At 73.4% G+C, this 21,551-nt stretch carries 20 protein-coding genes; 15 read left to right on the forward strand and 5 right to left on the reverse strand.

Annotation, left to right across the window (positions count from 1 at the left end; all coding sequences use genetic code 11):
* Positions 1-2: 2 nt before the first annotated feature.
* Both GXW83_RS22250 and GXW83_RS22255 read right to left on the reverse strand, forming a co-directional pair.
* Complete coding sequence (locus GXW83_RS22250; protein WP_182444814.1) at positions 3-1,235, reverse strand: hypothetical protein; 1,233 nt, start codon at positions 1,233-1,235, stop codon at positions 3-5.
* A 163-nt stretch (positions 1,236-1,398) separates the two neighbouring features.
* The gene (locus GXW83_RS22255; RefSeq protein WP_182444815.1) at positions 1,399-3,483 is read right to left on the reverse strand and encodes a helix-turn-helix transcriptional regulator; all 2,085 of its coding nucleotides are present in this window, start codon (positions 3,481-3,483) and stop codon (positions 1,399-1,401) included.
* 394 nt (positions 3,484-3,877) lie between these two features.
* Here GXW83_RS22255 and GXW83_RS22260 point away from each other — a divergent pair, with 394 nt between their 5' ends.
* The 13 genes from GXW83_RS22260 (at position 3,878) to GXW83_RS22320 (ending at position 16,355) form a co-directional block, all read left to right on the forward strand.
* A complete protein-coding gene (locus tag GXW83_RS22260) occupies positions 3,878-5,488 on the forward strand; it encodes a phage tail sheath subtilisin-like domain-containing protein (RefSeq protein ID WP_182444816.1) in 1,611 nt (536 codons plus the stop codon).
* Entirely contained in the window at positions 5,488-6,009 is a 522-nt protein-coding gene (locus GXW83_RS22265) for a phage tail protein (RefSeq protein ID WP_182444817.1), read from the forward strand. The genes GXW83_RS22260 and GXW83_RS22265 overlap by 1 nt, the downstream gene beginning before the upstream one ends.
* An 86-nt stretch (positions 6,010-6,095) precedes the next feature.
* Entirely contained in the window at positions 6,096-6,575 is a 480-nt protein-coding gene (locus tag GXW83_RS22270; RefSeq protein WP_182444818.1) for a phage tail protein, read from the forward strand.
* A 37-nt stretch (positions 6,576-6,612) separates the two neighbouring features.
* Positions 6,613-7,038 (forward strand): phage tail assembly protein, encoded by a 426-nt coding sequence (locus tag GXW83_RS22275; RefSeq protein WP_182444819.1) that lies wholly within the window; start codon positions 6,613-6,615, stop codon positions 7,036-7,038.
* Complete coding sequence (locus tag GXW83_RS22280) at positions 7,035-7,223, forward strand: DUF6760 family protein (RefSeq protein WP_182447504.1); 189 nt, start codon at positions 7,035-7,037, stop codon at positions 7,221-7,223. The genes GXW83_RS22275 and GXW83_RS22280 overlap by 4 nt, the downstream gene beginning before the upstream one ends.
* A gap of 31 nt (positions 7,224-7,254) precedes the next feature.
* Positions 7,255-9,459: a DUF4157 domain-containing protein gene (locus GXW83_RS35130; RefSeq protein WP_182444820.1), complete on the forward strand. Its 2,205-nt coding sequence runs from the start codon at positions 7,255-7,257 to the stop codon at positions 9,457-9,459.
* Positions 9,460-9,485: 26 nt separating this feature from the next.
* Positions 9,486-10,019 carry a phage tail protein gene (locus GXW83_RS22290; protein ID WP_182444821.1) on the forward strand — a complete coding sequence of 178 codons (534 nt, stop codon included), beginning with the start codon at positions 9,486-9,488 and terminating at the stop codon, positions 10,017-10,019.
* Positions 10,020-10,041: 22 nt separating this feature from the next.
* Positions 10,042-10,656 carry a phage tail protein gene (locus tag GXW83_RS22295; protein WP_182444822.1) on the forward strand — a complete coding sequence of 205 codons (615 nt, stop codon included), beginning with the start codon at positions 10,042-10,044 and terminating at the stop codon, positions 10,654-10,656.
* Positions 10,657-10,757: 101 nt separating this feature from the next.
* Positions 10,758-11,540: a hypothetical protein gene (locus GXW83_RS22300; protein ID WP_182444823.1), complete on the forward strand. Its 783-nt coding sequence runs from the start codon at positions 10,758-10,760 to the stop codon at positions 11,538-11,540.
* Positions 11,537-13,396: a phage baseplate assembly protein V gene (locus GXW83_RS22305; protein WP_182444824.1), complete on the forward strand. Its 1,860-nt coding sequence runs from the start codon at positions 11,537-11,539 to the stop codon at positions 13,394-13,396. The genes GXW83_RS22300 and GXW83_RS22305 overlap by 4 nt, the downstream gene beginning before the upstream one ends.
* Before the next feature lie 8 nt (positions 13,397-13,404).
* Positions 13,405-13,812: a GPW/gp25 family protein gene (locus GXW83_RS22310; protein WP_182444825.1), complete on the forward strand. Its 408-nt coding sequence runs from the start codon at positions 13,405-13,407 to the stop codon at positions 13,810-13,812.
* Positions 13,813-15,816, forward strand: a complete 2,004-nt coding sequence (locus GXW83_RS22315) for a putative baseplate assembly protein (RefSeq protein WP_182444826.1) — start codon at positions 13,813-13,815, stop codon at positions 15,814-15,816. It abuts the gene before it with no gap.
* Positions 15,816-16,355 (forward strand): phage tail protein, encoded by a 540-nt coding sequence (locus GXW83_RS22320; protein WP_182444827.1) that lies wholly within the window; start codon positions 15,816-15,818, stop codon positions 16,353-16,355. The genes GXW83_RS22315 and GXW83_RS22320 overlap by 1 nt, the downstream gene beginning before the upstream one ends.
* Positions 16,356-16,486: 131 nt before the next feature.
* Here GXW83_RS22320 and GXW83_RS22325 read toward each other — a convergent pair whose 3' ends face one another.
* Positions 16,487-16,993: a hypothetical protein gene (locus GXW83_RS22325; protein ID WP_182444828.1), complete on the reverse strand. Its 507-nt coding sequence runs from the start codon at positions 16,991-16,993 to the stop codon at positions 16,487-16,489.
* A gap of 41 nt (positions 16,994-17,034) precedes the next feature.
* Between GXW83_RS22325 and GXW83_RS22330 the strand changes: the two genes are divergently transcribed.
* Positions 17,035-18,015, forward strand: a complete 981-nt coding sequence (locus GXW83_RS22330) for a discoidin domain-containing protein (RefSeq protein WP_182444829.1) — start codon at positions 17,035-17,037, stop codon at positions 18,013-18,015.
* 13 nt (positions 18,016-18,028) lie between these two features.
* Entirely contained in the window at positions 18,029-18,463 is a 435-nt protein-coding gene (locus GXW83_RS22335) for a hypothetical protein (RefSeq protein ID WP_182444830.1), read from the forward strand.
* A 10-nt stretch (positions 18,464-18,473) separates the two neighbouring features.
* On the opposite strand, the gene GXW83_RS22340 is transcribed toward GXW83_RS22335, so the two are convergent.
* On the reverse strand, positions 18,474-19,235 hold the full coding sequence (locus GXW83_RS22340; RefSeq protein ID WP_182444831.1) for a Pvc16 family protein: 762 nt from the start codon (positions 19,233-19,235) through the stop codon (positions 18,474-18,476).
* Between the two features lie 40 nt (positions 19,236-19,275).
* Positions 19,276-21,510, reverse strand: a complete 2,235-nt coding sequence (locus GXW83_RS22345) for a hypothetical protein (RefSeq protein ID WP_182444832.1) — start codon at positions 21,508-21,510, stop codon at positions 19,276-19,278.
* Positions 21,511-21,551: the final 41 nt, after the last annotated feature.

Consider the following 21,551-nt stretch of genomic DNA (forward strand, 5'->3'; position numbering starts at 1 on the left):
GGTCAACTCCCGGTGCCCGTCTGCCAGAGCGTGGTGCCGCCGTCCACGATCATGACGTTGCCGTCCGCCGCCAGCACCAGTTGCGCGCTGTCGTGGCCGGGGGTGTTGGATGCCCAGGCGGTGCCGTTGCTGCTGGTGTAGACGACGATGTTGCCGTCGTTCTGGAAGTACGCCAGCGCGCCCGATCCCGCCGTGCCGGACTGCCAGCGGATGCGCCCGGTCTGGTCCTCGACCACCAGATTGCCGCTGGACAGCAGAGTCACGGTCACCCGGCCGTTGCTGACCCCGGCCCCACCGCGCTGGAAGGTGATCAGCGACGAGAAGGTCCGGGTCTGGTAGACCACGGTCGGCGTGGGCCGTGGGGTCGGACGCCTGGTCGTCCCGGCGGCGGGGTTGCTCCGGGGGGTGGCCGGCGGCGCGGCCGCACCCGCGCCCGCGCCCTGGCCCGCCGGAGCAGCCGTGGACCCGGCAGCTGCGGCAGTCGGGGAGCCGGGCCCGGGCGTCCCGGGCTTCGCCGTAGTGGTGGAACGGGCGCTGGTGGACGGCGCCGTCGGCGGCGCCATCGACACCGACACCACGGCGGTCGGCTGCGCGCTCGCGGACGGCTGGGCCGCGGCGGACACCGGCGCGCCGGTCGCCGCCGCGATTTGTATCGAGGAGGGCGCCTGGTGCCGGTTGTCCGGGCCCAGGCACACCCCCACCACAACCGAACCCAGCACCGCGAGCACCGACAACCCCGCAACCGTCACCGCCCGCCGTGAGCGGCCGTCCTCACGCAACACCGGCCCCTCCCACGGAACCGGCCGCCCAGACGCCGGCGCCCACCGCACCAACGGCCGCCCGCCCGAGCCGGAGGCGAGCCGCGCGGGCTCGGACCGCACGGGCTCCGGCTGCACGGGCTCCGGCTGCGCGGGCTCGGGTCGCGCCTGCCGGGGCGGTTGCGCGGGCGCGGGCTGTGCGGGTCGGGAGGGCGCGGCGGGCTCCGGCTTCGCGGCCTGCCCGGGTTCGGAGGGCGCGGCGGACTCCCGCTTCGCGGGCTGCTGCCCGGTCCCGGCGGGCTGCACCGGCGCCTCGGGCTGCCGCCGGGGCGCGGGCTGCTCGGCCTCGGCCGGGGCGGTGGTCGGCGCCGGGGCGGGCTGCGGCTGCCAGGGCAGGGGCCGGTCCCAAATGGCCGAGGTGTCGCCGTCCTTGTCCGGTGACACCGCCCGGCCCTGCTCTCCCGGGTTCTCCAGCATCGGCCAAGCCCTCCAGTCGTCGGACGTGCGGGTCAGCGCACGCGGGTGCGTTGGGCCGGGCGCGTCCCGACCTCACAGTCCGCATACCAGCTGCGCATGCTATCGCGGACATCTGTCTCCCCCGTGTCCACACCGGCCAACTCCCGTGACGGCAGCCAGAGGCCTAGAAGCCGTGGACGTCGCGGAGCTCCCGGCGCGTGCACACGCCGAGCTTCCGGTAGATCTTCCCCAGGTGGTATTCGACCGCCTTCGCACTGATCCTCAGCTCCTCGGCGACTTGACGATTGGTCAGCCCGGAGACGACCAGCCCGGCCACGGTCGCCTCGCGCTCGGTCAGGGCGATGTCGGGGCAGGGGGCCGGCGCCCGGGTGACGGCCGCCCGGTCCTCGGCGCAGCCGCGGACGAAGGCGAGTGCGCCGAGCGAGGCGAAGGCGTCCTGTGCCCGCTGGAGCCGGGCGAGACCCGTCGCCGTCCTGCCTCGGGCACACAGGAACCGGCCGTAGGCGTGGTCCAGTTGGGCCCGGTGCAGGGGCGGCAGCTGCGCGCAGCCCTCGGCGGCCGACAGGGCCGCCTGGTACGCCTCCCCTGCCGCGACCGGGTCGCGCCGAAGCTCGGCGGCCCGGCCCGTGAGCCGGTGGTAGGCGACCCTCAGGTACGGCAGGCCGTCCGCGCATGCGTGCAACTCCGCCAGCGCGGTGGGTTCGACGGTCGAGGTCTCGATCAGCGCCTCCGCGTACACCGGCAGCCACAGCGGCGCGAACTTGGCCGGGGCGTCCTCCTGGCCGACGGAGCCGGTGGGCGGCCAGGTGATGGCGGCGAGGATGTCGGCGTGGCGGCGGTGGGCCAGCAGGGCGAGGGCGTCCGCGAAGGCGGCGATGGTGGGGCGGTCGGGGTCCGCCGATGCGGTCGCGGTGCTCGCGGGCAGCCGCGCCCCGCGCCGGGGGGCCGGGCCGGTTCCGCGCACGGCCGAGAGCATGGACCGCAGGGCCTGCCCGACCGTGTCGCCGCCGGTCTCGTCGATGCGGTCCAGCGCGTGGTCGGCCCGCTGCCAGTCGCCGAGTTGGACGTACGCCAACGCCAGCCGCTCCAGTGCACGCAACCGGTCCGGGTGCCCGGGATCGGCGTCGTGGAGCCGGACCAGGCCGTCCAGATCCCTTACCGCCGACTCCAGTTCGCCCGCCAGCAAACAGCTTTCGCCCCGCAGCAGCACCAGCCCGGAGTCCCGGAGCGCCGACGGGCCCGCGTCGGCGAGCTCGGCGTGCCCGTCGAGGGCGTGCAGCACGGCAAGCGGGCCATCCACGTAGCCACGGCCCGCCAGCAGCAGCCGTTGCGCCATGCGGACCTGCACGGCATCGCAACTCCCGGCGTCCAAGGCCCTGGTGGCGGCCTTGATGGCGGCTCGGCCCCGTGCCGTCCGACAGGCCACGGCGGCCTCCACGGTAGCGATCGCCCCGGCGGCCGAGGCGGCGTCCGAAGCCGCGTCCAGCTGCAGGTGCGTGTGCCCGGCGTCGTGGGCGCGGCCTGCAGCACGCAGGTGGTCGACGGCCGCGCCGAGGCGGTCTTCGAGCAGGGCCCGGCCTGCCAGGGCGCAGTACCGCAGCGGCGACGGCGGCAACTCCTCGACCCGGGCCCACAGATCGCCGTCGCTGAGCCGCTCGCCGTACACGTCGTGCATCGCAGCCAGCAGCAAGCGGCGTTCCCGCTCGGCTCGCTCGGTGCTCAGGTCGGCCGCCCACAGCAGCAGCTGACGTGTCGTCATACTGATCTCGCTGTCGGGGGCGTGGCCGTCGAGGGCGGCCTCCTCCAGGGCGGCGGCCAAGGCCGGATCGGGGCGGTCGGCCGCCAGGGCGCGATGGGCCAGCGCCGGACGCGGTTCGAGCACCTCGGCGGCGGCCCGGTGCAGCGCCCGCCAACGCGTCGGGCTCAACCGGCCGCGCACCATACGGCCGTCGCTCTCCCGAGCCAGCGCGATCAGGCCGGTCTGCTGCGAGCCGGTGTGCTGCGGACCGTCCACCGACACGACCAGGCCGAGGCCGAGCAGCAGACTGAAGATCCGCGCGGACGCCGGAACCGCGGCGACACGCGCCACCGTGGCCAGGGGCTGCTGACCGGCCAGGACGCACAGCGCCTCCAGCAGCGCGCTGCTCCCCTGGCAGAGGCGGTCCGCGATCAGCAGCCGCCGCTCGGCGTCGTCACCGGACGCGGCCTGCCCGCCTGGTTCCCAGAACTCGCCTGGTTCCCAGTACATGTCAGGTGCAACCTGCCTCTTCGCTCACCGTGGTCTGCTCGCATGTGGTGCTGCCGATTGTGCCGCATGGGGCGTGGCGGCGCTCCCGGCTGCGGAAAGAACATCGGGGCAGGCCAGGAGCACCGTGGGGCTCGGTGCGGGCACGGTGCGGGTTCCGGGGCCGCTCAGCGGCTGCTCGGGGACGTGCTCGGGGGTGCCGGTTGTGGCTGCGTGATCGCGCATCAGACACTGCCCGCCGCCCTGCCACGGCGTGCACGTGGAGCGGGGGCGGCGCGGTCGAGACTGGTCGTCGTCGGCCCTGTGGCCACTACGCGATCCCCCTGCGCGGTTCGCGCCCTCGGCCGACACCTCAGGGTCGGTTTCCCGTCGGTTTCGAAGGAGGGGCAGAGGGCCAGTGCCTACGTACCATTCCCCCGGAGTCTATGTAGAAGAGGTCTCCTCGGGCTCCCGGCCCATCGAGGGCGTGGGCACCGCGGTGTGCGCCTTCGTCGGGTTCACCGAGCGCGGAGTCTCCAACCAGCCCACGCTGGTGACCAATTGGACGCAGTACACCAAGGCGTTCGGCGGTTTCGTCGACGGTGCGCACCTGCCGCAGTCGGTGTACGGCTACTTCCTCAACGGCGGCGGCGCCGCCTATGTGGTGCGCGTCGGCGCGCCGGAACCGCTCGACGCCTCCGCGGCGGGCGGCGGCACGCACGACCGTGCGGACGGGGGCACGGACGCCCTCGGCTCGGCCGCGGGGGGCGAACTGCCCGCAGCGGGCGGCGGCGGCCGTCCGGCCCTGCGGGCCCGGGCGTTGGAGCCCGGAGCGGCGGGCAACGAACTGAGCGTCGAGGTCACCGAGGCGGGCGAGCCGGGCGAGGAGTTGTTCCGGCTGGTCGTCAGGCAGGGCGATCGTGAGGTGGAAGCCTTCGACAACCTGTCGCTGCGGCGCGGCCCCCGGTACGCCGCCACCGTAGTCAAGGAGTCCTCGCAACTCATCGCGCTGGACGAGATCAAGGGCGCGCAGACGCTGGTGCCGGCCAAGGGCGCACGGGTCGTGCTGAGCGGCGGCGCGTCCTCGTCGACGGTGGTGGCCCCGGCGCCGGCCCCGGCGCCGATCACCCCGGCCGACTACGTCGGGGACACCGCCGACCGCACCGGTTTCGCCGGTCTGGAGGCGATCGAGAACGTGACCATGCTCTGCGTGCCCGATCTGATGGCCGCCTACCAGCGCGGGGCGGTGGACCTCGACGGGGTCAAGGCCGTGCAACTCGCCATGATCGCGCACTGCGAGCTGATGGCGGACCGGGTGGCGATCCTGGACGCCCCGCCCGGTCTCGGCGCCCAGCAGGTCCGCGACTGGCGCATGGACGTCGCCGGCTACGACTCCAAGTACGCGGCGCTGTACTGGCCTTGGATCAAGGTCATGGATCCCGTGCAGGGCAGGCCGGCGCTGGTGCCGCCGAGCGGCTACATCGCCGGGGTGTGGGCGCGCAGCGACGAGACCCGCGGCGTGCACAAGGCCCCGGCCAACGAGGTGGTCCGGGGCGTGATCGATCTGGAGACCACCCTCACCCGGGGCGAGCACGACCAGCTCAACCCGGTGGCCGTCAACTGCATCCGGGCCTTCCCCGGCCAGGGCATCCGGGTGTGGGGCGCGCGGACGCTCTCCAGCGATCCCGAGTGGCGCTACCTGAACGTGCGCAGGCTGTTCAACTTCGTGGAGAAGTCCATCCTCGACGGCACCAACTGGGTGGTGTTCGAGCCCAACGACCGCTTTCTGTGGGGTGCGGTGCGCCGCACCATCACCATGTTCCTGCGCCGGGTTTGGCGCAGCGGGGCGCTGTTCGGCCGTACCCCGGAGGAGGCGTTCTTCGTCAAGTGCGACGAGGAGAACAACCCTCCGGAGGACCGGGACGCGGGCATCCTCACCGTCGACATCGGCATCGCCCCGGTCAAGCCGGCGGAGTTCATCGTCTTCCGGGTCTCGCAGTACTCGCAGGGCGCGGCGCTGGACGAGTGATGTCGAGTCCGAGCTTCCCCAACGCAACCACCGCGCAGCCGTTCTCCACCGTGGCGTCCGCGCCGATCTTCGTGGTCTCCTCGAACATCCAGATCACCGGCGGTTACCAGCTGCAGAACATCGCCTTCCAGGAACTCGCCGGCATCAACAGCGAGATCAACATCGAGCAGTACGTGTCGGTGGACGCGGCCGGATTCGTCAACCACACCAAGCAGTTCGGCCTGACCAGGCCGCCGACGGTGACGCTCAAGCGCGGCCTGGACAACAGCCTGACGCTGTGGGCGTGGCACCAGATGGCCCTCGGCGGCGATCCCGGCGCCCGCGCCCAGTACCTGAGCCTGGACATCTTCGGCGGCGGGCGCGGCAGCATCCAGCACCAGCAACCGTTGATGAGCTACACGCTCATCAACGCCTGGTGCGCAAAGATCAACATCTCCTCGGCCAGGGCCGGTGAGGGAGTGGTCACCGAGGACGTCACCATCGCCTGCGACATGATCACCCAGGGTGACGGCGGCGGCTGACGCGGCGGCGCTCGTGCGGCGCGAACGACATTGCAGGGCACGGCAGTTCAGGGCACGTCAGTTCAGGGCAATCCGAGTGGAGAGGGGTGGCAGGCCAGATGGCGGTCGCCAGCGGCAACCCGACGGTGATGAGCGCGTCGACCTTCGTGATCCAGGTGGACGGGATCCAGGTCGCCACGTTCAGCGAACTGTCCGGGATCAACACCGAGGTCGAATCGGTGGAGTACATCTCCACCGGCCCCGGGGGAATCGTGCACACCAAGCAGTACGGCAAGACCAAACCGCCGACGGTCACGCTCAAGCGCGGCCTCGACACGCAGACGTACATGTGGTCCTGGCACCAGGCCGTGCTCCAGGGCGAGCCCACGGCCCGCAAGACCTGCTCACTGCAGCTGTTCGCGGCCTCGCAGTCGCCGAGGTCGGGGCAGCCGATCATCACCTACATCCTGGAGAACGCCTGGCCGTCGCGGCTGGAGATCGGCGGGATGAAGGCCGGCGCGACCGAAGTGGTGACCGAGACCGTGGTGCTGCACTGCGACCAGATCCTGATGCAGCCGGCCGGATGACGAACCGGACGACGCCCCGGCTGAGCAAGGAGACCCCATGCTGACGCACCCGTCCGCCGCCGACATCGACGGCGCGCCGCCCGGCTCGTCCGGGATGGTGACCCGCTACCCGTTCGTGCTGCCCAGGGGCTATCTGGACGATCAGGGCCGGGTGCACCGGGAGGGAGTGATGCGCCTGGCCACGGCGCGCGACGAGATCGCCAGCCAGAGCGATCCACGGGTCAGGCAGAATCCGGCCTACCTCAGCGTGCTGCTGCTGGCCCGGACGGTGACCAGGATCGGCTCCGCGCCGGGCGTGGACCACCTGGTGATCGAGGGCCTGTTCGCCTCGGATCTCGCATTCCTGCAGGACCTCTACCGGCGGATCAACCAGGACGGCCATACCGAGGCGGACGTCGCCTGCCCGGCGTGCGGACACGGATTCGCGGTGGACATCGCCGGTGATGCCCCGGGGGAATCCTGACGTACACGGCCGACCGCCTCTGGGAGGAGGCCGTGTACCTCGCGTACTACCTGCACTGGCCGCTACGGGAGATCCTCGACCTCGAACATCCGGACCGAGCACGGGTGATCGAGGAGATCGGCCGCATCCACGGCCGCCTCGACAGCGGCGCGGCAGAACCCGCCTTCCAGCCCTGGCCCCCGTGAGCGGCGGCCCCCTGAACGGAGAGGAGACGAGATGCGTTGGCTGCCCCGGCGTCGCCACCGCGAGACCCGCGACGCCCGGCCCGACCTGGGCCTGCCGCCTGGCCCCGCGCCCTGGCGACGGCTGCCGCCGCTCGCCCCGACCGTCCAGCGGCCCCCGCTCACCGCGGCCGCCTCGATGGGCGTCTTCGCCGCCGAGCGCGTCCGCCCGCTGATCCACCCGCCGGAGCGCGCCCGCCGGGCGCCACGCCCCGCGGTAAGCCCCGCGGTAAGCCCCGCGGTAAGCCCCGCAGTAGGCCCCGCGGTCCGTCAGGGCACTGACGATACCGGCGGGACGGCCGTGGAGCCGCTCACCGGCCGCGTGACGGGGCTGGTCGCGGTCCGTACCGAAGCGGCCCCGCAGCCGGTGCGGCCGTCGGAGCCGCGGCCGGTCGCGCCACCCCTGGGCCGGGCCCGCACGCGTCGGCAGGAGCCGGTACCGGACCGCCCCGCGATGCCCGCGACACCGCCTGCCGCGCCACGGCTCGCCCCGCGCGTGCTGGACGCCCCCGGGCCCCGGCCGAGCCTGCTCCAGGCCACCGACGCGTACCTGGGCGACCCGCTGCCCGAACCCGCGCCGGCCGCGCCCGCCACCGCCGCAGCCCCCGCCCCCGCTCCGGACTCGGACTGGCTGCGCATGATCGAGTCCTACCGTCCGCCGTGGGCATCGGCAGCCTCCGCGCCCGTGCCGCGGGCAGGCGGGCTGCCGATACCCGAGGCCGGTGCCTCCTGGTCCAGCGAGGCGGTGGCCGCACCGCCGCCCCTGCCCGCAGCCGAAGCGCGCCCCGAGGCGCCGAGGCCGACGCGCCGGGCCTCCCTGGCCGAAAGCCGACGGCTCGGCCTCGGCACTCCCCTGCGGCGGCCCACGCCGCCCGACGCCGGGCCCGCGCAGGCGGACCCGCCCAGGCCCCCTTCACCCGAAGCTGAAGCTGAAGCGAGCACGGACGCAGACGCAGACGCAGACGCAGACAGGCCACCGCACCAGCCGCCCGCCCCGGAAGCGCCCGGGCTGGGCCTCGCCGACCCGATCGACCGGCCGCCCGTGCGCCCGTCCACCGGCGCGCCGCCCGCCCCCCGGTCGGCGCGTCGACGCACGCCGCCCGCACCGGCGGAGCCGGAACCCGTTCCCCCGGTCCCGGCCGCCGAGCCGGACGCCCCCACCGAGCCGTCTGCATCCACCGAGGCCGCCGTATGCCCGGCCGCGCCGCTCCCGGCCGTCCCCGTCTACCGCTTCGCACCCGGCACCCGCACCCGCACTTCCCCCCTCCGGTTGCGGCCCCGGCCGCAGAACGCCCGCGTCGAGCCCGGTCAGGCACCAACCACCGCGCCCCCAGGGCCCGTCCAGACACCCCCGACGGAACTCGCCGACGCCGTACGCCAGGTGCACCACGTGGACGTCTCCGATGTGCCGATCCATCGCGATCCCGAGGCGGCGGCCGAGGCGCAGGCGCTCGGCGCCCGCGCCTTCACCCGGGACGGCGAGGTCTTCCTGCCCGCCGCCGAGGGGCCGCTCGACCACCCCGTCGCCCGTGGCCTGCTCGCGCACGAACTCACCCACGCCGCCCAGCAGCGGACCTTCGGCGCGGCCCTCCCCCGTGAGGACTCCGACGCCGGCATCGCCCTGGAGGCCGTGGCGGTAACAGCCGAGCGCCGGGTCCGGGGCCTGGCCGCACCCCTGACGGCCGAGAGTTCCCCACCCCGCATCCCCCACACCGCGCCGGGCACCGCCGCGGAGGCCGCTCCCGAACCCGCATCGTGGTCCGCACCGTGGCCCGCGCCCGGGCGACCTGCCGCGCCGACGGGCGGGGTGCAGCGGCAGACCGGCGACGTGGCGGCCATGCCCGCGCCCGCGTATCCGCCGCCGCAGCCGGCAGCGCCACCCCTGCCCCCGGCCGCGCCCCCCACCGCATTCGTACCGGTCACGGCGCAGCCCCCGCCCCCGTCGGCCCAGGCGCCGGAACCGCCGCCCCCGGACACTCCGTCCCCCGCGCCCTTGGAGGCCGAACTGCTCCCGCTCCGGGACAGGCTCGTCGAGCTGTGCGCCCGGCGTCCGCTCGATCTGGACGACCCCAACGACATCGAGGAACTGGCCGTCCGGGTCTACCAGCGGATCCACGGACGGCTGCGGCGTGAGCTGCTGGTCGACCGCGAGCGCGCCGGACGGCTCGGCGAGACCGGGCCCTTCGGCTGGGCGAGATAGCGAGAGAGACGGGAATCGAGGGAACCATGAGCATGGCACGATCGCTGCTCGGCGCGTCCGAGCAGGCCCAGAACCTGGCCGGGCCGCTGTCGGTGGGCATGAGCCACCGGTACGCGGTACTGATCGACAACGTCGCGTACCACTTCGGCGACTGGTCCCGGGTGACCGGCCTGTCGGTGTCCTGGCAGCAGGTGGAGCACCGGGTCGGGGACCGCGGCAACCAGGTGTGGCTCTTCCCCGGCGCGACCCGGTACGAGCCGATCACGCTGAGCCGGGCGGCCGGGCCGTACTCGCGGGTGGTGCAGCACTGGCTGACGCAGACGTCCAAGAACCCGCAGCCGCAGAGCGGCACGATCCAACTGGTGGACTTCGCCGGGATCGCGATGGTCCAGTGGCGGCTCAGCGAGTTCTTCCCGATCGCCTGGTCCGTGGAGTCCTTCGACGCGGCCGGAGGCAAGCCCGCGATCGAGACGCTCCGGCTGGCCCACACCGGCTTCCTCGAAGACGACCTCAACTCCTCGGCGACGTCTCCGACTTCACCGATGATCTCCCCGTTCTGACAGTCAGAAAGGCATGGCGTCCGTGAGCATCTCGTCCTTCGCCCCGGCAGGCGGGCAGGGTGGCGGCCAACTCGGCCTCGCCCTCGCACCGCTCGGCGGCACGGCCGCGTCCACCGCGGTGTCGGCGGCGCGCGCGTCGGCCGCCGACTCCGCCTTCCGCTACTTCGGCCTGTCCATGCGCTTCACCGTCAGATTCTCCAGCAACGGCGGCATCGACTGGCTCGGCGAATGGTCCTCCTGCAAGGGGCTGCGGGTGGATTTCCGGACCGAAGCGGTGCGGATCGGCGGCGAATACGGCAACGAGGTGAAGCTGCCGGTGCAGGTGGCGTACGCGCCGATCGTTCTGGAGCGGGCGATGGAGCGGCAGAGTTCGCAGGCGCTGCAGGCGTGGCTGGGCAAGCTGGTCACCACCTGGATGCACTCCGACGACGCCGGCGCCCGGCCCCCGGAAGGCACGGTGGACATTGAGCTCCAGGACGTGCACCAGAACGTCGTCGCCGGGTGGAGCCTGCGCAACGCCTACCCGGTCGCGTGGAGCGGGCCGGTCATGGACGCCAAGCAGAACGCGGTGGCCATCGAGACATTGACCCTCGAACACGAGGGCTTCCTGCCGGGACCGGCCGCCGCAGGCGTGTAGCAGGCCCGCAGGCCGATGAAGCGCAGGCCGATGAAGCGCAGGCCGTTGAGACGCGGGCCGCTGAGACGCAGACCGTGCAGACGTAGAGAGGAGCCCGGCCCGTGAGTACCACCCCCGACCTGCTTCAGGCGCAGCGCGCCGCCCTGCCACCGGCGCCCCCGCCGGCCAGGAGCGGCAACGCCAAGCTCGGCTTGGCCGAGCCCGCCTCCGCCGCCGACTGCGTCACGTTCGACTTCAACCCGGCGACGATCGTGATCTCGCACACCGCGCCGGTGATGCCGTCCGCCGGGCAGCGCCCGACGGCCACGGAGGGCCCCGGGAGCACCGGGCCGAATGCGCCCGGCGGGGCGAACCTCGAACTGTCGGCCAAGGACGTCGACGAGTTGGAGAAGGCCAAGGGCACCACGACCATCGCCCTGCGCGCGCTGACCTTCGACGGCACGGAGGTGCCGCACACCTGCCTGAAGCTGCTCTCCTGGACCCACTTCGCCGACGTCACCGACCCGGTGTCCACCAAGCGGACCGAACTGCCGCAGCTGAAGTTCGTCTGGGGCTCGCAGATCTACCTCGTCCACCTCAACCAGGTGACGGTCGCCTACACCCGGTTCAGCAGGTCCGGGGCGCCGGTGCGGGCCACCGTCGACCTGACGCTGCACTCGATCCCGAAGGTCCCGGGGCCGACCAATCCCAGCTCGGGCGGCCTGTCGGGGCGGCGTACCCACCTGCTCACCGGGGCGGAGAGCCTGCCCGAGCTCGCCACGCGCTGCTACGGCGGGCCGGGGCGCTGGCGGGAGATCGCCGCCGCCAACGGCTTCGACGACCCGCTGCGGGTGCGGCCGGGGACGCGCGTGTACCTGCCGGGCGCGCAGGAGGGCGGGCGATGAGCACGCCGCATGCGCCGGGTGCCACGCTGTGGCCGACGGTGCTGGTCGGCCCGGAGGCGGGCCGGGCGCTGTCAGGGGTCGCCGCGAGCTGCCTGGTGCGCGCCGAGGTGGACACGCAGCTGCGGTTGCCGTCGATGTTCGCGCTGGCCTTCGAGGACCTCACCGGCGCCGCGCTGGACCAGGCCGGGCTGGACATCGGAGCCCGGGTGCAGGTGCTGGCCGCGACCGGGCCGGGCGGTCGGCTGATCGTCGGCGAGGTGACCGCCGTCGAGGGCTACTACCAGGGCACGGTCGGGCGCACCGTGGTGCGCGGCTACGACCTCTGTCACCGGCTGCAACGGGCGCGCAGGACACGGTCGTTCGACGACATGACGGATACCGACATCGCGCTGCGGATCGCCCGGGAGGCAGGGCTGCCGGTCGGCAGCTTCACCGAGACCGAGACCGTGCACCAGCACCTGCTGCAGTGCAACCAGACCGACTGGGAGTTCCTGGCGCAGCGGGCGGGCGAGATCGGTTTCGAGTTCGGCATGGCCGACGGGCTGGTCCACTTCCGCCGGGCGTCCGCGCTCGCGGAGTCCGACGAGGGCCTGCCGGAGCTGTCGATGCCGGGCGCGCTGCTGCGCTTCGAGCCGCGCGTCACCGCCGGGAACCTGACCCCCGACGTCGAGGTGCGGGTCTGGGATCCGCTGCGGGGGTCGCTCTCGGCCGCGCCGCCGGTGCCGACGTACTCCGCCGCCGCCTCCGCGGCGCGGCCGCAGGCCCTGGCCGAGGTGGCGGCGCTGTTCCGGGCGGCCGAGGACGATCCCGAGGGCGCGGCGGCGGACGGTCAGGGCGAGGAGGCCGGAGAGGGCCTGGGGCCCCCGCCGAGCCCGACCGCCTTCGTGGTCAGCGGCCTGCCGGTGGCGGACGCCGAGGTCGCTTCGGCGGCGCTGGCCGAGGCCGTGGGCGGGACCTTCGCCGAGGCCGAGGGGGACGCAGTGGGCGATCCGGCGATCCGGGCCGGCGGCACGGTCCGGGTCTCCGGCATGCCCGGCCGCTTCCCCACCGCGTGGCTGGTGACCCGGGCCCGGCACGTGTTCGACCTGGCGGAGAACGGCTACCACACCGAGTTCACCGCGGGCGGGCGGCACGATCGCTCGCTGCTCGGCCTGGCCTCGGCCGGCGGCGCGAGCCCGGTGCGGATTCCCGGCCTGGTCTGCGCGATCGTCGACGACATCGGCGACAGCCACGGCCGGGTCCGGCTGACGATGCCGTGGCTGTCGCCGGACGTGCGCACCGACTGGGCCCCGGTGGTGCAGTTCGGCGCGGGCCGGCGCAGCGGTGCGATGTTCCTGCCCGAGGTCGGCGACGCGGTCCTGGTGGGCTTCGAGTTCGGCGATCCGCGCCGCCCGTACGTGCTCGGCGGGCTCGTCACCGAGCACAGCGGGTACAGCCTGGGCGGCAGCGCCGTCCGCCAGGGGCCGGGCGGCGCGGACTCGTCGGTGGCGCGCCGAGGCTTCGTCTCGGCGTCGGGCAACCGGCTGGTCTTCCACGACGAGATGGGCGACGCGACCGGCGAGGACGCGAAGCCGGAGCAGTCGCAGATCGTGCTGGGCAGCGGCGACGGCACGTTCGGCCTCGGCATCGACGTCGTCCAGGGCTCGTTGGAGCTGAGCTGCGCGCCGACCGACCCGGCCGGGCAGCTCACCATCCGCTGCGGCCAGGCTGGGACAGTCAACATCGTGACCGGGCCCGGCGGTTCGGTGACCATCGACGGCGGCGACGCGCTGACGCTGAAGTCGGCGGGCTCGCTCACCCTGCAGAGCCAGGGCACGGTCTCCGTGTCCGGCGCGTCCATCGCGCTGGGCGGGTGACGGCGGCGATGAGCGACTTCATCGGTACCGGCTGGCTGTTCCCGTTCTCGGTGGAGCCCACCGGCACGGTGGCCATGGCCTCCGGGACGGCCAAGCTGGAGCAGGCGATGCGGCTGATCCTGGAGACCTATCCCGGGGAGCGGCCGATGCGTCCGCGTTTCGGCAGCACCCTGCGCGACTACGTCTTCGGCGGGGCCGGCGTCCACCAGACCGCCGAGATCGCCGACGTGGTCAAGGACGCGATCGAGCAGTGGGAGCCACGGGTGGACGTGGCCGAGGTGGACGTGTACCCGGACGCGGAACGGCCCGGCCTGCTCTTCATCGACATCCGCTATGTGGTGCCCGGCACCAACAGCCCGCGGAACCTGGTCTTCCCCTTCTACACCATCCCCGAGCACGAAGAGGGCGAGTACTGAATGCCCCTGCCTGTCCCCGATCTCGACGACCGCCGCTTCCAGGACCTGGTGGACGAGGCCAAGCGCCTGGTGATGCGGCGCTGCCCGGAGTGGACCGACCACAACGTCTCCGACCCGGGCATCACCCTGATCGAGACCTTCGCCCAGATGACCGACCACCTGCTCTACCGGCTCAACCAGGTGCCCGACCGGCTGTACGTCACCTTCCTGAACCTGATCGGCCTGCGGATGCTGCCGCCCACCCCGGCGCGCACGCCCGTCACCTTCTGGCTCTCCAGCCCGGCCCGGGCGCGGCTGACGATCGCCGCCGGCACCCGCGTCGGCACCCTGCGCACGGCCACCGCCGAGTCGATCGTCTTCACCACCCGGGCGGACCTGGCGGTCGTGCCCTGCTCGCTGGCCGGGATCAGGACCCCCGCCGATCCGGAGCCCGACGCCGGCCCGCCGCCGACGGACGACCCGCGGCCGGAGGACGGCGGCCCGACCGCGGACCGCTCCCGGCTGCTGGCGGACGGCCGCCCGTTCCCGGCGTTCCGGCAGCGCCCCGGCATCGGCGACGCGCTGCTGGTCGGCCTCTCCGAACCGGTCCCCGGGTGCGTGGTCCGGCTCGGCTTCCGCGGCCGGGTGGAGGGCGTCGGGGTCAACCCCAAGCACCCGCCGCTGACCTGGGAGGCGTGGACCGGCGACGGCTGGGCCGCGTGCGAGCCGGGGCTGGACGAGACCGGGGGCCTGAACACCTCCGGCGCGATCGTGCTGCACATCCCGGCCGGGCACCGGGCGAGCGTGGTCGACGGCGACCGGGCCGGCTGGATCAGGGCCCGGGTGGTCGAGCCCGAGGAGGGTCAACCCCCTTACCGGGACTCGCCGGTGGTCGACGGACTGACCGTGTGCACGGTCGGCGGCACGGTCGAGGCGGTGCACGCCGAGCCGGTCGGGCTGGAGCAGCTGGGGCAGGCCGAGGGCGTGCCCGGCCAGCAGCTCCCGCTCCGGCACAGCCCGGTCCTGGCCGGCTACGGCCCGCCGGTGGTGGAGACCAGCTCGCCGGAGGGCTGGCTGGAGTGGACCGAGGTCGAGAACTTCGCCGACAGCGGCCCGCAGGACCGGCACTTCGCGCTGGACGCCGTCTCCGGGCTGGTGCTGTTCGGCCCTGCCGTCCGCGAGGCCGACGGCAGCCTGCGCCACTACGGCGCGGTGCCCGAGAAGGGCGCCGAGGTGCGCATCCGCGGCTACGCCACCGGCGGCGGCGCGCGCGGGAACGTCGCGGCCGGATCGGTCTGCCGGCTGAAGTCCTCGATCCCGTCGGTCTCCGCCGTGGAGAACCGGCGCCCGGCCCAGGGCGGGGTGGACGGCGAGACCCTGGACGAGGCCAAGGACCGCGGGCCGCTGCTGGTGCGCACCCGCAGCCGCGCCGTGACCGCCGAGGACTACGAGATCCTGGCCCGCGAGGCGGCGCCGGAGATCGCCCGGGTGCGCTGCGTGCCCACCGGCCGCGACCCGGCCGAGGCCGGGGGCGTGCGGGTGCTGGTCGTCCCGGCCGCCGCCGCGCCCGACGGCCGGATCCTGTTCGAGAACCTCGTCCCGCCGGAGCCGACGCTGAGCCGGATCGCCGCCCGGCTCGATCGCGCGCGGGTGGTGGGCACCCGCGTCGTGCTGGAGCCGCCGCTCTACCGCGGCGTCACCGTGGTCGCCCGGCTGGTGGCCCGGCCGCGGGTGAACGTCGAGCGGGTCCGCGAGGACGCGCTCGACATCCTCTACCGCTACCTCAGCCCGCTGCCCGGCGGCGGCCCCGAGGGCGCGGGCTGGCCCTTCGGCCGCCCGGTCCAGGCGGGCGAGATCTTTGGCCGGATGCAGCAGCTGCACGGCGTCGAACTGGTCGAGGACGTCCGGCTGTTCTCCGCCGACCCGGTCTCCGGCGTGCGCGGCAAGGAGGTCCGCCGGATCGATCTGGACCCGAACAGCCTGGTGTACTCGTACGAGCACCAGGTCAGGGTGGAGGCCCACTGATGCGGCGAGCCGTGGCGGGGCTGGACACCCCGTACCCGATCGGCAGCCTGCTGCCCGCGGTCTTCCAGGAGGACCCGGGGGCCATGCGCTGGACCGGTGCCCTGGACGAGGTGCTCGCCCCGGCCATCTCCACCCTGGACTGCCTGGCCGCCTACACCGATCCCATGCTCGCGCCCGACGACTTCGTCCGCTGGCTCGCGGGCTGGCTGGGCACGGTCCTGGACGAGAACTGGCCGCTGGAGCGGCAGCGGGCGGCGGTGGCGCACTCCGTGCCGCTCTACCGGCTGCGCGGCACCGCCGAGGGGCTGCGCATCCTGATCGAGCTGGTCACCGGCGGGGAGGTGGACCTCGCCGAGAGCGGCGGCGTCCGCTGGTCGGCCGCCCCGAACACCCCGCTGCCGGGCGAGCCGGTGGCCCGGCTGGCCGTCCGGGTGACGCTGCCCAAGGGGGCGTCCGTGGACGTCGCGGCACTGGAGGAACTGATCGTCGCGGAGAAACCCGCGCACGTACCGCACGGGTTGGAGGTCGTGGAGAGATGATCGTGTGTCGCACGTGCGGATTCCGCAACCGGGTGGAGGACGCGTTCTGCGGCTCCTGCGGGGGCTTCCTCGAATGGACCGGGGAGAAGCAGGCCCCGAAGATCGCGCAGGCCGTGGTCCAGGAGATCGAGCTACGGCAGGAGCAGGCGGCTGCCGAGCCGCGGCCCGGCCTGCTGCAGCGCGTCATCCAGGGCACGAACACCTTCATCGCCGGGCCGAGGCCGGAGCCCGCGGAGGCGGACGAGGCCGCCGGAGGGGGCAGCAGGCCCCGCCCGCCGGGTCCCGACGGGGCGCCGCAGCGCCGCCCCCGCCTCCCGCTCCGCCGCGCCCGGGAGCCGGCGCACCCCCACCCCCTCCCGCTCCGCCGAAACCCAAGCCCAGCGCAGCCACCCCTGCCCCGCCACCACCACCCACAGCCCGACGCACCACACCCGCACCGCCGCCACCACCGCCACCACCGCCACCACCGCCACCGCCACCGACCCGGAGCGCGGCCACGCCGCCACCGCCACCACCACAGCCCTCGGCCCGGAGCGCGGCCACGCCACCGCCGCCACCGGCACGACGGAGCACCGCCACGCCACCGCCACCCCCACCGCCCGCAGCGCGGAGCGCAGCCACACCGCCGCCGCTGCCACCAACCCCACTGACGGCCACTCAGAAAAGCTCAGCAGCCCTGGTGGCGCCCGTCGAGCCCGCCGGCCCCGCGTCCGACACCGTGCCGGAGCCGTCGACGCAACCGTTGCCGCCGGAGGCGGCTGCGGCGGTGGAGGACATCCGCGAGCAGGCGCCGCGGTCGGCGCGGGCCAAGGCGGTCGCGGTGACCAGGACCGCGCCGAGCCATCGGCTCCAACCGGGCGATCTGGTGTGCGGGGCCTGCGGCGAGGGCAATCCGGGCACCCGACGGTTCTGCAGTCGGTGCGGTGCCTCACTCGTCGAGGCGGTGCAGGTCAGGGAGGCGTGGTGGCGGCGGTTCCTGCCCCGGCGCGGGCCACGGGTGGTCGCGCTCGATCCGGGTACGGGCAGCGGCGCTGCGCGCGGCTCGTCCGCCGCACGGCTGGCCGAGCCCCGCTTCGACCTGAAGTTCGTGCTCCGGCAGACCTACCGCAAGGTCCGCGTCGTCGGCGCGGTGGCGCTCCTGTGCGCCGGCACGCTGTACGGCGTGTACCCGCCGTTCCGCAACACGGTCGACGGCCGGGCGCGGAACCTCAAGGCGCAGGTCACCGACACCATCGGCGACCACCTCTCGCCCGTCCACGCCGTCAGCGTGACGGCCAACGTCTCGGAGCGCGGCTACCCCGCACTGAACGCGGCGGACGAACTGCTCAACACGTACTGGCTGGCGCCCTGGTCGACGTCGTCGGAGCCCACGCTCACGTTCGACTTCGCCCACCGCGTGACCCTGCGGAAGGTCATCCTGCATCTGGGCGCGAGCAACGCCTACATCCAGGACGGCAGGCCCAGCGAGCTGCGGCTGACGTACTCCAACGGTGAGTCGTTCACGATCATCCCGCAGGACACCTCGCAGGCGCAGACGTTCACCATAAGCCATGCGGATCTCATCACCAGCATGCGGGTCGAGGTCGGCGCGGTGTATCCGGGCGGCAGCGGGTCAACCGTCGCCACCGCCGAGATCGAGCTGTTCGGCTTCACAACGTGACCGGGGAGGACGCGTGGCAGACTTCGTCATCAGGGCCGGGGACCTGCTGGAGGTGACCGTCCCGGTGCCCGCGGTGGTGCCCGCACTGGAGGCGCCGGTACCGCTGACGGGTTCGAGCACCGACGTGGTGGTCGGCGGCCTCCCGGTCTGCCTGCAGGGCGACGAGCTGCCGATCGTGCTGCGTACGCCGCTGGTGTACACGGCACCGCCGTTCACTGTGCCCGGCACGGGAACGCTGGTGCTCACCCTGCTGCCGGGGAACCTGACCCGGCAGACCACCAACGGCGGCAAGCCGATCCTGCTGGCGGGCGGGTCGTTTCCGGCGGTGTTCACGGTGGAGACGCCGGCCACCATGCCGACGGCGGCCGGCCCGGTGCCGGACCAGGAGGTGGAGAAGCCGGGCACGGCCCGGTTCATCACCACCAACGTTTCGGTGAAGGCGGGTTGAGGGCGCCGGCTCAGCCCTGCGGCGGAGCCTGCCCGGCCCGGGGCCGGGACGCCGATTCGGTCAACGTCCGCCGCTCCCAACGTCGTACGCCCGCGCCGGTCCCAACTGCTTCGGCTGCTGACCCGGTTGCCGTGCCGGCGGCCGCGGCGGCCGGGGTGGCAGCCGGTCCGGCGGGCACCCGGCTTGCGCCGAGCACGAGTTCGCGGGCGGGCGAGGCCAGGTCGGTCACCAGCGGCGGCACCACGGGGGCGACCAGTTCCAGCACCAGGTGCGCGCGCGGGGTGATTCCGAAACCGGACCACAGGCCCGCGGCCGAGCGGCCGGGCTCATCGCCCCCGCAGCGCACGAAGGACGGGAGCCCGGCTTCGGCCAGGGCTCCCGTCAGGTGGTCGTCAGCGAGGGTGTCCGCGGTGCTGCAGGCGTCGATCAGCAGCCCCAGCAGGCCGTGCTCCTCCATCGTCTGCCGGGATCTGTCCGGTGCGGCGGCCGGGTCCGCCCAGGCGGTCACCGTGTAGCTGACCCGGTAGTGCCGCGCGGCGGGCTGCGTGCCCAGCAGCCGCCCCTCGGTGTCGCGCACCTCGGACCAGCCGGAGGCGGGCTGCTCCTGCCCGTCCCGGCGGATGTCGCCGAGGAACAGGCTGACGAACGGTGCACCCGCCGCCTGTTCCTGCCAGGCGGCGCACGGCGCGTCGAACCTGACGCCGGTGCCCGGCGGCAGGACGCTCCCCAGCCAGTTGGCCAGCGAGAGATCCGCGTCCCGCAGCATGCTCATCGGTCCTCTCGTGTGTCCTGCACCGCACCGGTCGCCGGGCTCAGGCCCGGAACAGTTCGCCGATGTCGCGCTTCACCCAGAACTTCTCGGTCTGCCGGCCGATGCCGTACTCCGGCGCGTGCGGACCGTCCGGCAGGTCCATGAAGTGGCCGATCCGCCACTGGCCGCCGCCGGCAAGGAAGCCGATGTAGGTGCAGGCACGTTCCGGGCTCACGATGGCGTGCCAACTGCCGCTGATCACCGTGTCCTTCTCCTTGATGGAGGTGCCGTCGACCAGCGAGACGCCGCTCCAGTCGACGAACGAGTCCCGGTGCAGGTCGCGCGCGTGCCACTCCTTGGTCTGCGGGTTCCACCGCCCCCAGACCATGACGCCGTCGAATTCCAGTGCGGCGTAGACACGGTGGGTGGCCGGGTCGCCGTCCAGGGTGCTGCGGGTGCGGTCGGTGGCGACCACCCGGTGACCGTTGACGGTGGTCGGCACCTCGCCGGCGTACCGGGCCGCGTCCACCGGCAGCGGCGGCGGGCTCTTCCTGCGGGACTGCTCCAGCACGAAGCCGAGCGGCAGTTGGGCGAGGTTGATGCCGGTGAGCTTCTCGGCGAGCGCGTCGCCGGAGAAGTACTCGGCGGGGGTGATGGTGCAGTGCTTGAGCACCCACGCCGTGATCGGCGGGACGATGATGCGCTCCAGCATCTGCGAGAGCGCCCACGGGTCGAAGGCGAAGCCACTCGATGCGCCGTCCTCGCCCCCTTCGGCCTCCTTGCCCGGGGTGTAGAGGAACCCGGCGATGTCGGTGGGGGTGCTCAGGTCGGCCATCCGGTCGGCCAGGCCCTCGGCGATCTCCACCGTGTGGTCGTCGAAGACCTTCTTCAGCGCCGGTTCGAGCGCCGTCCGGACGCTGTCGGTGCCGTGCCTCCAGCACTCCTCGACGTCGGTCCAGAAGGCCCTCTCGCCCCCCTGCTTCGGCGGGATGGGCAGCTTCCCCTGCAGGCGCTCCTCCTCGATCTTCTTCTGGGCGAGTTCCGCCCGCCGGTTCAGGAGTTCCTCGACCACGGCCTTGATGGGCTCGGTCACCACGCCGAAGACCTTCATCACCGTCTCGCCCACCCCGGGCGGAGCCGCGAGCAGCCCGCCGGAGATGGTCACGCCCAGCACGCTGATGAAGGTCTCCAGCGCGACCTTCTGGTTCTCCTGCACCCGCAGGAACAGCAGGTCGGGGCGGTTGTTGTACTCGGCGAAGAGGCTGCCGGCGGCCTTCTCCGTCCGGAACCTGCCGATGCCGGCCTTCACCGCGGACTCGGTGGCCAGCTTGTTGCCGACGATATTGACGAGTTCGGCGACCCGCACGAAGAAGCCGGTGGTGTTGCTCTCCTTGAGGATGGTCTCCGTGGTGCTGACGCCGGCCTGGGCGATCACCTTGAGCCCCCGCAGGTTGGCCTCGGTGACATTGTTGGCGAACACGTAGGCATCGATCAGGGCCGTTTCGAAGGTGAGCGTCATGTCCTTGTACGCGTCGGCCGTCGCCATGGACATCCGTGCCCGGTCCGGGAAGTACTCCGCGATGACGCCGTGGGCCTCCCGCATGGCCCCGATGATGCGCTGCTCGTGCTCCTCGTCCGACAACGTGTGCGCCTCGTCGGCGGCCAGGGCGTCCTCGATCGCGGTGCGGGAGCTGCCGAGCACAGTGCCGTACTTCTCGAACTTCCCCTTCAGCCTGGTCAGTTGGCGCTCGCCGTCGACGAACACCAGCGCCTTGGTGGCCAGCGCGCCCTGGATGAACTCCAGGCCCCTGAACAGGGCGACCTGTTCGAGGATCCTGTCGATGGCGGTGGTCTGCGCCGGGATGCCGTCGCTGAGCACGCCGATGGCGTCGCACAGCTCACGAGCCTGGCGGCGCAGGCCCGCACCGGTGCTGTCCTTCATGGCGCGGGCGATCTGCTCGCCGAAGATCCGGGCGACCTCGGTGCGCGCCTCCTCCTTCGCCTTCTCCCGCACCCCGGCCGTGATCTTCTCGGAGATCCGCTCGGCGTAGGAGTCCAGCAGGATCGCGGCGTACTTCTTGACCAGCACGTCCCAGAACGTGGGGTGGAAGACGAAACCCTTGCTGGTGTCCTCCAGCCGGACGAAACGGTGGCCGATGCCGGCAATGGCGTCCTGCAGGGCCTCCTGCTGGACCATCCGGTCGAGTTGGGCCTTGGTCTGGTTGAAGCTGGCGACCAGCTTGTCGTGTTCGGTCAGGGGCGTGCCCCGGCCTTCGATCGCGCCTTCAAACGGCATGGTGCACACTCCTTGGAACGGCTGGGAGAGGTTTCGTCGGC

It is taken from the genome of Streptacidiphilus sp. PB12-B1b, assembly GCF_014084125.1.
GTDB lineage: Bacteria > Actinomycetota > Actinomycetes > Streptomycetales > Streptomycetaceae > Streptacidiphilus.